At 67.4% G+C, this 12274-nt stretch carries 12 protein-coding genes and 1 tRNA gene; 7 read left to right on the top strand and 6 right to left on the bottom strand.

The features are described 5' to 3' along the window. Positions 1-81: 81 nt before the first annotated feature. Positions 82-612, bottom strand: coding sequence for a hypothetical protein (locus F2Q65_RS12105; RefSeq protein ID WP_150093681.1), 531 nt, complete (start codon positions 610-612; stop codon positions 82-84). Between the two features lie 113 nt (positions 613-725). On the opposite strand from F2Q65_RS12105, the gene F2Q65_RS12110 reads away from it, so the two are divergent. Both F2Q65_RS12110 and F2Q65_RS12115 read left to right on the top strand, forming a co-directional pair. Further along, entirely contained in the window at positions 726-1694 is a 969-nt protein-coding gene (locus F2Q65_RS12110; RefSeq protein ID WP_150093682.1) for a bile acid:sodium symporter family protein, read from the top strand. 92 nt (positions 1695-1786) lie between these two features. Continuing rightward, positions 1787-2437, top strand: coding sequence for a c-type cytochrome (locus F2Q65_RS12115; protein WP_150093683.1), 651 nt, complete (start codon positions 1787-1789; stop codon positions 2435-2437). Between the two features lie 48 nt (positions 2438-2485). Here F2Q65_RS12115 and F2Q65_RS12120 read toward each other — a convergent pair whose 3' ends face one another. After that, positions 2486-3472 (bottom strand): cytochrome-c peroxidase, encoded by a 987-nt coding sequence (locus tag F2Q65_RS12120; RefSeq protein ID WP_150093684.1) that lies wholly within the window; start codon positions 3470-3472, stop codon positions 2486-2488. 249 nt (positions 3473-3721) lie between these two features. Between F2Q65_RS12120 and F2Q65_RS12125 the strand changes: the two genes are divergently transcribed. Genes F2Q65_RS12125 through F2Q65_RS12130 form a run of 3 tightly spaced genes read left to right on the top strand, consistent with a single transcriptional unit; the run spans position 3722 to position 4442 of the window. Then, complete coding sequence (locus F2Q65_RS12125; protein WP_150093685.1) at positions 3722-4027, top strand: FitA-like ribbon-helix-helix domain-containing protein; 306 nt, start codon at positions 3722-3724, stop codon at positions 4025-4027. After that, complete coding sequence (locus tag F2Q65_RS20210) at positions 4024-4155, top strand: hypothetical protein (RefSeq protein ID WP_281291033.1); 132 nt, start codon at positions 4024-4026, stop codon at positions 4153-4155. Before F2Q65_RS12125 ends, F2Q65_RS20210 begins: the two co-directional genes overlap by 4 nt. 5 nt (positions 4156-4160) lie before the next feature. Continuing rightward, a complete protein-coding gene (locus F2Q65_RS12130) occupies positions 4161-4442 on the top strand; it encodes a PIN domain-containing protein (RefSeq protein ID WP_246156184.1) in 282 nt (93 codons plus the stop codon). Between the two features lie 189 nt (positions 4443-4631). On the opposite strand, the gene F2Q65_RS12135 is transcribed toward F2Q65_RS12130, so the two are convergent. The 4 genes from F2Q65_RS12135 to guaB form a co-directional block, all read right to left on the bottom strand. Continuing rightward, a tRNA-Ser gene (locus F2Q65_RS12135) sits at positions 4632-4721 on the bottom strand. Positions 4722-4792: 71 nt separating this feature from the next. Beyond that, entirely contained in the window at positions 4793-5248 is a 456-nt protein-coding gene (gene tadA, locus F2Q65_RS12140) for a tRNA adenosine(34) deaminase TadA (RefSeq protein WP_281291034.1), read from the bottom strand. After that, positions 5245-6831, bottom strand: a complete 1587-nt coding sequence (gene guaA / locus F2Q65_RS12145; protein ID WP_150093687.1) for a glutamine-hydrolyzing GMP synthase — start codon at positions 6829-6831, stop codon at positions 5245-5247. The genes tadA and guaA overlap by 4 nt, the downstream gene beginning before the upstream one ends. A 17-nt stretch (positions 6832-6848) precedes the next feature. Then, positions 6849-8315: an IMP dehydrogenase gene (gene guaB, locus F2Q65_RS12150; RefSeq protein ID WP_150093688.1), complete on the bottom strand. Its 1467-nt coding sequence runs from the start codon at positions 8313-8315 to the stop codon at positions 6849-6851. A gap of 179 nt (positions 8316-8494) precedes the next feature. On the opposite strand from guaB, the gene xseA reads away from it, so the two are divergent. Beyond that, entirely contained in the window at positions 8495-9859 is a 1365-nt protein-coding gene (gene xseA / locus F2Q65_RS12155) for an exodeoxyribonuclease VII large subunit (protein WP_150093689.1), read from the top strand. Between the two features lie 64 nt (positions 9860-9923). Then, the gene (locus F2Q65_RS12160) at positions 9924-12119 is read left to right on the top strand and encodes a YgiQ family radical SAM protein (RefSeq protein ID WP_150093690.1); all 2196 of its coding nucleotides are present in this window, start codon (positions 9924-9926) and stop codon (positions 12117-12119) included. Positions 12120-12274 lie beyond the last annotated feature (155 nt).

Genomic DNA, 12274 nt, shown 5'->3' on the forward strand with positions numbered 1-12274 from the left:
GCGGATAAGCGAAGCGCATCCGCCGTTGTGGCCTGTGGCGGATGCGCTTCGCTTATCCGCCCTACCGTGCATCCGTGTAGGTTATTTCTGAATCGTGCCTTTGGGCGACGCAGTATCGGCCTTTTGGGTCATGGCCTCGACCGCTGCGCGATCCGTTTCCGGCACCCTTGCCACCGCCTCGGCCTGGGTCTCGGCGACGGCGGCCTTGGCCTGGTCCAGGATGGGGCGGCAATGGCTGCTCAGGCAGACGTCGAGCTGATTCATCACGCAGCCGGCGGCCGGGATGTTGGCATCATCCGATGGAAAGGCCTGGGACAACTGGTTGACGTATTCGTCGTTGGACAGGTCTCCGCGGTAGAGTTGCGCGGTGAGGTCCCGCACCTGCGTGTCGGTGTCCAGCAGGGTGTCGAGGGGCGTGCCGCCGATGCTGTGGTCGGCGCAGTTCTGGCGCACCAGCGCGAAGAATCCGGCCTCCGTTGGCGACTTCAAGGCCGTCGACAGCCCCATTAGCGGGTTGCCGGCGGTGCCGTCGGAGGCGCAGCCGCCGATCAGCAGCAGGCCGCAGACGAGACCGGTGGTGGCGGCGAGGCGGGGCGTGGGCAGATGGAACATCGGTTGTCCTCGGTTACAGAACGGATTCGCCGTCCATTGTAGCGCCATCCCGCGGCTGCTGGCGGGCAATAGCCGTGGCAGACCATCGCCATTCCACAGCACAAGAGGCACCCATGAACCGGCTGACCATACTGTTCCCGCTCTGGGCGCTGCTATTTTCCGCGCTGGCGTTTTGGCGCCCGGAGTGGTTTGCGGGCGGCAAGCCGCTGATCGTGCCGCTGCTGGGGATGGTGATGTTCGGCATGGGCATGACGCTGACCTGGCAGCACTTTGCCGAGGTGTTGCGCCGTCCGGGCCGGATCGGCCTGGGGCTGGCGCTGCAATACCTGGTGATGCCGCTGGCTGCCCTGGGCATTGCACTGGCGTTGCAACTGCCGCCGGAACTGGTGGCGGGCCTGGTGCTGCTGGGCGCCAGCCCCGGCGGCACGGCGTCGAATGTGGTGTGCTATCTGGCCCGCGGCGATATCGCGCTGTCCATCACCCTGACCACCCTGTCCACGTTGCTGGCCATCGTTGCCACGCCGTTGCTCACCTGGCTGTACGTCGGCCAGCAGGTGCCGGTGCCGGTGGGCAGCATGCTCTGGTCCATCTTCAAGATCGTGCTGCTGCCGGTGGCCCTGGGGGTGGCGGTCAATGCCGCGCTTGGTCATCGGCTGGCGGCGGTCAAGTCGGCGTTTCCGCTGCTGTCGGTGGCAGCCATCGTGGCCATCATCGCCATCATCGTGGCGCTCAACCAGTCCAGCCTGGCGTCTGTCGGCATCCTGGTCGCCCTGGCGGTGGTGTTGCACAATGCGGTGGGGCTGGCGGCGGGGTACTGGGCAGGGCGGCTGCTGACCCGCGACGAGCGCACTGCCCGGACCCTGGCCATCGAGGTCGGCATGCAGAATTCCGGCCTTGCCGTGGCCTTGGCGGTGAAGTATTTCTCCGCCGCGGCGGCCCTGCCGGGTGCGCTGTTTTCCATCTGGCACAACCTGTCCGGCTCCACGTTGGCCGCGTTCTGGTCGCGCCGACCGGCGCCATCCGTCTCCAGGACCCGTGGCGGGTCGACTGGGCTACAATCCGGGTCTGGCCAGCGCGACTGATGCGCACAAGACACCACCTGCTGACGATGTCCAAGCCCATGCCCAAGTCCATCCCCAGGCAGATGCCAGCGTCCAGGCCGATGACCGGGCCCATGTCCGGGCCGATTTCGGGGCCGAAGCCCATTCTGGCCCGCTTTCGCCTGCTGGCCGCGCTCTGTGCCGGATTGCCGATCGCAGGCCCAGCCGCGGCAGAGCCGCTGTTCTGGACCTGTAACGGCTGCCACGGCCCCGACGGCATCAGCCGGGGGCCACACATCCCCACCATCGCGGGCCTGAACTTCCAGTACTTCTATGCCACGATGCAGGCGTTCCGCAAGGACCGTCGCCAGAGCTCGGTCATGGGGCGGATCGCCAAGGGCTACAAATCCGGCCAACTGCAGCGCATGGCGTTGCACTTCGGCAGCTATCCCTGGGTTGGCACGACGGAACCGGTCGACCCGGAGCGAGCGCAACGCGGGCGCGTGCTGCATGCCGAGCATTGCGAGGAGTGTCACGAACAGAACGGCCATTACCAGGACAAGGAAACACCCCCGCTGGCCGGACAGGCCGGGGGCTATCTCCTGCACCAGATGCAGGACTACCGCAAGGCCGGCAGCGGAATGCAGCAGCCTCCGCTGATGCAGGAGCGCCTGGAGAAGCTGTCGGATGCGGACCTGATGGCACTGGGCGCGTTCTACGCCAGTGATCTGACGCGGGAATCCGCGGAGCCGGCGCCGGCCGAGGAGACGGCCGGCACCGAGTAAGGGAGCCGCAGGGCCGGCGCGATTGCCGGTCCCGCGGACAACCGTCGGTCAGTCGAACGGCTGCGGTTGCGGCGTATTGGCGGCGGAAGGCGGCAGGATCGGCATCGCGAAGCTGGGCTGGTCGCCGGTCATGCTCTTCAGGAAGGCCACGATCTGAGCATTCTCTTCAGGCGTGAAGTTCTTGCCCAGCTGAATCCGGCCCATGGTGTTCACGGCCTCTTCCAGGCTCCAGGCGGCACCGTCGTGGAAGTACGGGTAGGTCAGCTCCACATTGCGCAGCGTCGGCACCTTGAAGCTGAACCGGTCCGCGTCCTTGCCGGTCACGGCATAGCGGCCCTCGGCCGGGTTGTCGGTCTGATACGGCTCCACCAGGCCCATCTTCTGGAAGGTGGTGCCACCGGCGGCGGCGCCGTTGTGACAGGCAACGCAGCCACTGTTCTTGAATAGTTCGTAGCCGGCCACCTCATCGGCGCTGAGCGCGTTCTGATCGCCCAGCAGCCACTTGTCGAAGCGGGAATTCGGCGTTACCAGGGTCTTCTCGAACTCGGCGATGGCCTCAGTGACCTTGTCGATGTCGATGCCGTCCTCACCGTAAACCAGCTTGAACTCGTTGACGTAACCGGGAATCGATTCTAGCACGCTGGTGGCCAGGGTGTGCGTAAAGGCCATCTCGCCGGGGTTGGCGATGGGGCCGCCGGCCTGTTCCTTCAGGTCCGCCGCGCGGCCGTCCCAGAACTGGGCGACGCTGAGGCTGGAGTTCAGTACGGTCGGCGAGTTGATCGGGCCCTCTTGCCAGTTGTGGCCAATGGAGGTCCGCAGGTTGTCGGAGCCGCCCATGCTCAGGTTGTGACAGGAGTTGCAGGAGATGAAGCCGGACTTGGACAGGCGTGGGTCGAAATACAGCTTCTTGCCCAGCTCCGCCTGAGCCAGGTTGATCTCCTGGGCCGGGCGGATCGGCTGGATCGGCTCGCTGGCGAAAACGGCGGTGCTGGGGGCCACGGCAACCAGTGCCGCGGCCAGGACTTTCAATTTCATGGTGTGCCTCCTGGGTATAACGGATGACGGGCGGTGGCGGCACATCGCCAACCCCCCGGGCCCGTGTCAGAGTAGACCAATCCGATCGGACACCAACTGAGCCAGGTCAAGGTAACTAGGGGAAAGCGCCAGTGGCCTCCCGAAAAACCTGTGTACTGCTTGCCGGTTTCCCTTATTTGCCGCGTGGTGCGGTTACCTGACGGAGAGCGTACCGCTGGGCGCCAGCCCGTCATCTAGCCAGAGCCTTGCATGGGCAGCGGCAGGCATCAGCCCGATGGTGGAAACCATTGTGCAACCATTCTGATGTCTTCCATGCCTGCGTTAACTATCAAGCACATCCCCGCCGGCCTCTGTGAACAACTCAAGGCCAATGCCGCCGCCCACCATCGCAGTCTCAACGGCGCGTTGATCGCCACCCTGGAGCAGGCCCTGTTGAGCCACCCCCTGGATGCCAAGGGGCAACTGGCTGAAAATCGCGCGCTGCGTGAGCAAATGGCGCTGCCTGCCCTGGATCCGGACGAGATCCGGGAAGCGATCGACGCGGGTCGGCCATGATTGTTGTCGACACCAACATCCTCGCTTACCTGCTGCTGCCCACGCCTCGTACGGATGAGGCGGAATCGCGCTATGCGCGTGATCCGCGCCGCCGCTTTGGCGCTCGGAATTTCGCAACGTCCTGCTGACCTATTTGCGGAAGGAACTGCTGGGTCTGCATGCGGCCTTGCGCGTGCAGGAGCAGGCTGAATGGGTGCTGGCCGGGCGCGAGTTTGGCATGCGTTCCACACACGTCCTGCCGTTGGCCGCCGCCAGCGGATGTTCCGCCTACGATTGCGAGTTCGTCGCCATTGCCGAGGGGCTGCAGGTGCCGCTCTTTACCGCGGACAAGCGCGTACTCAAGGCCTTTCCAGCGATTGCCCGGCCATTGAGCGCCGGCTCCGAGTTGGTTCCTGGCGACACAGCAACGCACTGACGGCGGGCCGAGCGCGGGGCGTGCAAGCGATGTCGACGGCGGATAACGGGCGGGCGACCGCGCGGGGAGACGCGGCGCAGGCGGACCATTCAGAGTGGGAAAGGGTGGTCTTCTGGGGGGCTGAATGGTGGATCGAGTTTGAGGCTGAAGGCGAAACTCAAATAACTTCAGTGGTTTGAGGTCATCAAATGGCGGAGAGGGTGGGATTCGAACCCACGGACCCCGTAAGGGGTCACTTGATTTCGAGTCAAGCCCGTTCGGCCACTCCGGCACCTCTCCGGCAAGCCGTGCAGTATACCGGGTCAGAGCGCTGCTGTGAACCGCTTTGCGAGGCGGTGTGTGGGCTGTGCTTAGCGGCGGGCGCGGAAGAAGGCGCGGAGCAGGTCGGCGCATTCGTCGGCCAGGACGCCGCCCTCGCAGGCGGTGCGATGGTTAAAGCGGTGGTCGGACGGCAGCAGGTCGAACACGCTGCCGCAGGCGCCACCCTTGGGGTCGTCGGTGCCGTAGACGACGCGGGCGATGCGGGCATGCACGATGGCGCTGGCACACATGGGGCAGGGTTCCAGCGTGACGTAGAGCTCGGCGCGCGGCAGGCGGTAATTGCCTACGCGTTGCCCGGCGTCGCGCAGGGCCTGGATCTCGGCGTGGGCGGTGGGATCGTGGGCGGCAATGGGGCGGTTGTAGCCCTGGCCGATGAGGCCGTCGTCCAGCACCACGACCGCACCTACCGGGACCTCGCCTTCGGCCGCCGCACGCTCGGCCATGTGCAACGCCTGGCGCATCCAGCGCGCGTCGCGTTCGCTCACTCCCACTCGATGGTGCCGGGGGGTTTGCCGGTGATGTCGTAAACCACGCGGGATACGCCGGGAATCTCGTTGACGATGCGCCGGCAGACCTGGTCAAGGAAGTCGTAGGGCAGGTGGGCCCAGCGCGCGGTCATGAAGTCGATGGTCTCGACGGCGCGCAGCGCGATCACGTGCGCATACTGGCGGTTGTCGCCCACCACGCCGACGGAGCGCACCGGCAGGAACACGGCAAAGGCCTGGGAGACCTTGTCGTAGAGGTCTGCCCGGTGCAGTTCCTCGATGAAGATGTGGTCCGCCAGGCGCAGGGTGTCGGCATAGGCCTTGTGCACCTCACCGAGGATGCGCACGCCTAGCCCGGGGCCCGGGAAGGGGTGGCGGTGGACCATCTCCGCGGGCAGGCCGAGCTCGATGCCGAGCTTGCGCACCTCGTCCTTGAACAGCTCGCGCAGCGGCTCCACCAGCTTCAGCGTCATGTGCTCTGGCAGGCCGCCGACGTTGTGGTGGGACTTGATCACCTTGGCCTTGCCGGTGCTGGCGCCGGCGGATTCGATGACGTCCGGGTAGATGGTGCCCTGGGCCAGCCACTTGACGCCGCTGGCGCCCTGCTTGAGCTTGGCGGCCTCTTCGTCGAACACGTCGATGAAGGTGTTGCCGATGCGCTTGCGCTTCTGCTCGGGGTCTTCGACGCCGGCCAGCCGGTCGAGAAAGCGCTTTTCGGCATCGACGCGGATCACCCGCACGCCCATGTGGCGGGCAAAGGTGGCCATGACCTGGTCGCCCTCGCCCAAGCGCAGCAGGCCGTTGTCGACGAAGACGCAGGTGAGCTGGTCGCCGATGGCACGATGCAGCAGGGCGGCGACCACCGACGAGTCGACGCCGCCGGAGAGCCCCAGCAATACCTGGTCGCCGCCCACCCGGGCGCGGATCTGGGCGATGGCGTCGTCGATGATGTTGGACGGTGTCCAGAGGTTGCCGCAGCCGCAGATGTCGTGGCAGAAGCGCTCCAGGATGCGCTTGCCCTGGCGGGTGTGGGTGACCTCGGGATGGAACTGCAGGCCGTAGAAACCGCGGGTCTCATCGGCGATGCCGGCGAACGGCGCGTTGTCGGTCTGGGCGATGGCGCTGAAGCCGGCTGGCAGGGTCTCGACGCGGTCGGCATGACTCATCCACACGTCCAGCAGGCCGTAGCCCTCGGCGCTGGTGTGGTCCTCGATGTCGCGCAGCAGGCGCGAGTGGCCGCGGGCGCGCACCTGGGCGTAGCCGTATTCGCGCTCGCTGGCGGCGGCCACCACACCGCCCAGCTGGGCGGCCATGGTCTGCATGCCGTAGCAGATGCCCAATACCGGCACGCCCAGCTCGAACACCACCGGATCCGCCCGCGGCGTCTCGGCCTCGTGCACCGACTGCGGGCCGCCGGACAGGATGATGCCGCTGGGGGCGAATTGCCGGATCGCCGCCGGCGCCATGTCCCAGGGGTGTAGTTCGCAGTAGACGCCGGCCTCGCGCACCCGCCGTGCGATCAGCTGGGTGTATTGCGAGCCGAAATCGAGGATCAGGATACGGTCGGCATGGATGTTGGCCATGGGGCAGGGCTCGGCGCTCAGTTTTCGATGCGGTAGTTGGGTGCTTCCTTGGTGATCTGCACGTCGTGCACATGCGACTCGCGCATGCCGGCGCCGCTGACCCGGACGAACTGCGGCTTGCTGCGCATCTCTTCGATGGTGCGGCAGCCGGTGTAGCCCATGCTTGAGGCCAGGCCGCCCATCAGCTGATGGATCACGTTGAGCAGGCTGCCCTTGTAGGGCACGCGGCCCTCGATGCCCTCGGGCACCAGCTTTTCCTTGTCGGCGCCTTCCTGGAAGTAACGGTCGCTGGAGCCTTCCTTGGCGCCCATGGCCCCAAGGGAGCCCATGCCGCGGTAGGACTTGTAGGAGCGGCCCTGGTAGATCTCCACTTCGCCGGGGGACTCGTCGGTGCCCGCAAACAGGCCGCCGATCATGACGCTGTTGGCGCCGGCGGCGATGACCTTGGCGATGTCGCCGGAGAAGCGCAGACCACCGTCGGCGATCAACGGCACGCCGGTGCCCCTCAGGGCCTCGCAGACATCGGACACGGCGGTGATCTGCGGCACGCCGACACCGGCAACGATGCGTGTGGTGCAGATGGAGCCGGGGCCGATGCCCACCTTGACCGCGTCGGCACCGGCCTCGACCAGGGCGCGGGCGGCGTCGCCGGTGGCGATGTTGCCACCGATGACCTGCACATCGGGAAAGTGCTGCTTGATCCAGCCGATGCGATGCAGCACGCCCTGGGAGTGCCCATGGGCGGTGTCCACCACCAACACGTCCACGCCGGCCTGCACTAGGGCGGTGACGCGCTCGTCGGTGCCCTTGCCGACGGAGACGGCGGCACCGACGCGCAGCCGTTCCTGTGGGTCGCGGGAGGCCTTGGGGAAATCCTTCGCCTTCTGGATGTCCTTCACGGTGATCATGCCGCGCAGCTCGAAGGCGTCGTTCACCACCAGCACCTTCTCGATGCGGTGCTTGTGCAGCAGGCCCAGCACCTCTTCGCGGCTGGCGCCCTCCTTGACGGTGACCAGGCGCTCGCGCGGGGTCATGATGGCCGACACCGGTGCGTCCATGCGGGTCTCGAAGCGCAGGTCGCGGCCGGTGACGATGCCGGCCAAGTGGCCGTTTTCGGTCACCGGCACGCCGGAGATGTTGTGCGCGCGGGTGATGGCCAGCACCTCGCCGATGCTCAGCCGCGAGTCGACAGTGATGGGGTCGCGGATGATGCCGCTCTCGTAGCGCTTGACCGACTGCACCTCGCGCGCCTGACGTTCGATGGACATGTTCTTGTGGATGATGCCGATGCCGCCTTCCAGGGCCATGGCAATGGCCAGTCGCGCCTCGGTCACCGTATCCATGGCCGCGGACACCAGCGGGATCTTCAGTTCGATGTCGCGGGTCAGTCGGCTGCTGAGGTCGACCTCGCTGGGAACCACCGTAGAGTGGGCCGGGACGAGCAAGACGTCATCGAAGGTGAGGGCTTCCCCGAGCATGCGCATATTGGGCCTCCGGTGCGTGGGAGAGAAGACGGCGGGTAACCGAGCATGATACTGCGGAAACGGCCTTGGGTAAATGACCGCCGCAACACCGGAGTGACGGCGGCGTGGTAGACTCGGAGCGCCAGCCGTCAGCCGTCAGCTTGCAAACTTCCAGCTTCCAACTTCTCAACTTCAGACTCATGGACTTCGCCCCCAGCGCAGAAACCGTCGTCGATTTCAGCCGTGACATCTGGAGCGTGTCGCGGCTTGCGTCCGAGGTGCGTGCGGTGCTCGAAGGCAGCTTCCCGTTGCTGTGGGTGCGCGGCGAGATTTCCAACCTGTCGCGGCCGGCATCGGGCCACATCTACTTCTCGCTCAAGGACGAAGGGGCGCAGGTGCGCTGCGCCATGTTCCGCCACAAGCGCCGCCTGCTGTCGTTCGAGCCCGCCAACGGCACCCAGGTGCTGTTGCGCGCCCGCGTCGGCCTGTACGAGCCCCGGGGCGATTTCCAGCTGGTGGTGGAGCACATGGAGGCGGCCGGCGAGGGGGCGCTGCGGCTGCAGCTGGAGCGGCTCAAGCAGCGCCTGGCCGCCGAGGGCCTGTTCAACGCCGCCCACAAGCGTCCGTTGCCGCCGTTTCCGCGCCAGGTGGGGCTGATCACCTCGGCCAGCGGCGCCGCCGTGCATGATCTGCTGACTGTACTGCGCCGGCGGTTGCCGCTGTTGCCGGTGCTGATCTATCCAGTGCCGGTGCAGGGCGACGACGCGGCCGGGGCCATGGTGGAGGCCCTGGGTCTGGCCAATCGGCGGGCGGACTGCGATCTGCTGATCCTGGCCCGGGGCGGTGGTGCGCTGGAGGACCTGATGGCCTTCAATGACGAGGCCCTGGTCCGCGCCATCCGCGCCTCCGCCATCCCCGTGCTCACCGGGATCGGGCACGAAGTGGACATCACCCTGGCCGATCTGGCCGCCGACCAGCGCGGCGCCACGCCCTCGGCGGCGGCGGAGCTGGCCGTGCCGTCCGCCGAGCAGCTGATGCAGCGGCTCGACGTGCTTCAAGCACGGCTGTTCGCGGCACAGCGCCGTCGGCTGGACGACGCCGGGCGCCGCATCGACCGCTCCATCCGCCATCTGCGGCTGCTGCACCCGATGGCGCGGCTGCAGCAGCTGGCCCAGCGGTTGGACCAGTGCGAGTTCCGCCTGAAGACGGCGACCCTGACGCGGCTGGGGGTGGCGACCGCCGCACTGGCGGCGTCGCGGGGGCGGCTGTTGCGGGCAACCCCGCGCTGGGCGGTGGAGTCATATCAGGCCCGGGTGCATACGCTGGACGAGCGCCTGCGCCATGCCGCCGCGCGCCTGCTGCCGGAGCGTGCGGAGCGCCTGTCTGCACTGGCGCATCGGCTGGACGCCCTCAGCCCGCTGTCCACGCTGGCGCGTGGCTATGCCATCGTGCGCCGGACAGACAGCGGCGAGGTGGTGCGCAATGCCGACGCGGTGCCTGACGGGGCGCATATCACGGTGACCTGTCAGCAGGGAGAATTGACCGCTCGGGTCGAGCGTGGCTGAACCGCCCGACGCGAAGCCCTGCGCCCCCAGCGACCGACCCGCAGCCAACGAGACCTGCCGCACCATGGACACCGCGCCCGACCTGTTCGGCTATCGCAAGCACTGGGCACACAAGCTCGGCACCGCGCCGGAGCTGCCCATGTCGCGCGACGAGATGGATCTGCTCGGCTGGGACAGTTGCGATGTCATCATCGTGACCGGGGACGCCTATGTGGACCATGCCTCCTTCGGCATGGCGCTGATCGGTCGGCTGCTGGAGGCGCAGGGGTTTCGCGTCGGCATCATCGCGCAGCCGGACTGGACCTCGGCGGATGCCTTCCAGGCGCTGGGGCCGCCGAACCTCTGTTTCGGCGTCGGTGCCGGCAACATGGATTCCATGGTCAATCGCTACACGGCCGATCGCTGCCCGCGCTCGGACGATGCCTACTCCCCCGGCGGGGCGGGTGGCCGGCGCCCGGACCGCTCGGTGCTGGTCTACGCCCAGCGCGCACGCGAGGCCTATCCCGGCGTACCGATCCTGCTGGGCGGCATCGAGGCGAGCCTGCGTCGGGTGGCGCATTACGACTACTGGTCCGATCAGGTACGCCGGTCCATGCTGGTGGACAGCAAGGCCGACCTGCTGGTGTTCGGCAATGCCGAGCGGGCCATCTGCGAGGTGGTGCACCGGCTGGCCCGCGGCGAGCCGGTGGGCGCCATCCGCGACGTGCGCGGCACCGCCTTCTTGGTGCCGGGCGGGGAGCGCCCGGACGGCTTCGTCGAACTGGATGTCCGCGAGCCGGACGGTCCGGGTGCAACACAGGCGCGCTCCGGAGCGCGCGCGCTGAGCCAGCGCCCGGCACAACGGGCCCGCACGGTGCTGCGCCTGCCGTCGTTCGAACAGGTGCGCGCCGATCCGGTGCGCTACGCCCATGCGGCACGCTGGGTGCACCTGGAGACCAATCCCGGCAATGCCCGCGCGCTGGTACAGGCCCACGGCGACCGTGACCTCTGGCTGAACCCGCCGCCGATCCCACTGACCACGGCGGAGATGGACCGGCTCTACGAACTGCCGTTCAGCCGCCGGCCGCATTCCGCCTACGGTGATGCGCGCATCCCTGCCTGGGAGATGATCCGTTTCTCGGTCACCATCATGCGCGGCTGCTTTGGTGGCTGCGCCTTCTGCTCCATCACCGAGCACGAGGGGCGCATCATCCAGAACCGCTCAGAGGCGTCCGTGTTGGCAGAGATCGCCGAGATCCGCGACCGCACGCCTGGTTTTACCGGCACCATCTCGGACATGGGCGGACCTTCGGCCAACATGTATCGGCTGGCCTGTCGCGATCCCAAAATCGAATCCGCCTGCCGGCGCCTGTCCTGCGTCTATCCGGAGGTCTGTCGCAACATGGCCACCGACCATTCGGCGCTGATCGAGCTGTATCGAAAGGCCCGAGCGGTGCCGGGCGTGAAGCGGGTGCTGATCGCGTCCGGGCTGCGCTACGACCTTGCGGTGCATTCCCCGGCCTATGTCCGTGAGTTGGTCACCCACCACGTCGGTGGCTACCTCAAGATCGCGCCGGAGCACACCGAGGGCGGTCCGCTGGCGCTGATGATGAAGCCCGGCATCGGCAGCTTCGAGCGCTTCCGCCAGATGTTCGACCGCTTCTCCCGCGAGGCCGGCAAGGAGCAATATCTGATTCCCTACTTCATCGCCGCCCACCCGGGCACCAGCGATGAGGACATGCTCAACCTGGCCCTGTGGTTGAAGCGAAACCGTTTCCGGCCCGACGCCGTACAGGCCTTTCTGCCAACGCCCATGGCGCTCTCCACGGTCATGTACCACACCGGCCGCAACCCGCTGAAACCGGTCGGGCCCGGCGCGGAGCGGGTCAGCGTGGCCCGCCGGCTGCGACAGCGGCGGCTGCACAAGGCCTTCCTGCGCTGGCACGACCCGGACAACTGGCCGCTGTTGCGCGAGGCCCTGCGCACCATGGGCCGGGCGGACCTGATCGGCAACGGCAAGCGACACCTGGTGCCGAGCTTCCAGCCGGCCGGGACCGGCAGCCGTCGGCCCGGTGACCACAGGGCAGGTCAGACGCCCAGCAAGCAAACCAGCCAGCAAACCGGCACGCTCCCCAGCAAGTCAGCCGTTAGGCCAGCCCGCAAACAAACCGGCAAGCCGGGCAGGAAATCCTCCATTGGTCCGGCGAATGGTCCGGGGCCTGGCTCGGGGCGAACGCCACCTGCGTCAGGACGGCGGCGCAAGCCCGGGCGGCCGCGGTAAAACCGGGCGCGCGACCGCTGTCGGTCTGGCCACTGCGTGCGCCGGGCAGGTCATGCAGGTCACATTGCCTGTAGTATGTCGACGGCACCCGGGGCTGATAGTCTGCGTCACACGGGGGGCACGCCCAGCATCCGCGGCAGCGCTTCTACGAGCTG

This window comes from Thiohalocapsa marina, from assembly GCF_008632335.1.
Lineage (GTDB): Bacteria > Pseudomonadota > Gammaproteobacteria > Chromatiales > Chromatiaceae > Thiohalocapsa > Thiohalocapsa marina.

Coding starts and splice junctions, on each gene's coding strand:
- F2Q65_RS12160 (WP_150093690.1), top strand. CDS start 9,924: ATGGACACCGCGCCCGACCTGTTCGGCTATCGCAAGCACTGGGCACAC.
- F2Q65_RS12110 (WP_150093682.1), top strand. CDS start 726: ATGAACCGGCTGACCATACTGTTCCCGCTCTGGGCGCTGCTATTTTCC.
- guaA (WP_150093687.1), bottom strand. CDS start 6,831: ATGGCCAACATCCATGCCGACCGTATCCTGATCCTCGATTTCGGCTCG.
- F2Q65_RS12105 (WP_150093681.1), bottom strand. CDS start 612: ATGTTCCATCTGCCCACGCCCCGCCTCGCCGCCACCACCGGTCTCGTC.
- xseA (WP_150093689.1), top strand. CDS start 8,495: ATGGACTTCGCCCCCAGCGCAGAAACCGTCGTCGATTTCAGCCGTGAC.
- F2Q65_RS20210 (WP_281291033.1), top strand. CDS start 4,024: ATGATTGTTGTCGACACCAACATCCTCGCTTACCTGCTGCTGCCCACG.
- F2Q65_RS12120 (WP_150093684.1), bottom strand. CDS start 3,472: ATGAAATTGAAAGTCCTGGCCGCGGCACTGGTTGCCGTGGCCCCCAGC.
- guaB (WP_150093688.1), bottom strand. CDS start 8,315: ATGCGCATGCTCGGGGAAGCCCTCACCTTCGATGACGTCTTGCTCGTC.
- F2Q65_RS12125 (WP_150093685.1), top strand. CDS start 3,722: ATGGGCAGCGGCAGGCATCAGCCCGATGGTGGAAACCATTGTGCAACC.
- F2Q65_RS12115 (WP_150093683.1), top strand. CDS start 1,787: ATGTCCGGGCCGATTTCGGGGCCGAAGCCCATTCTGGCCCGCTTTCGC.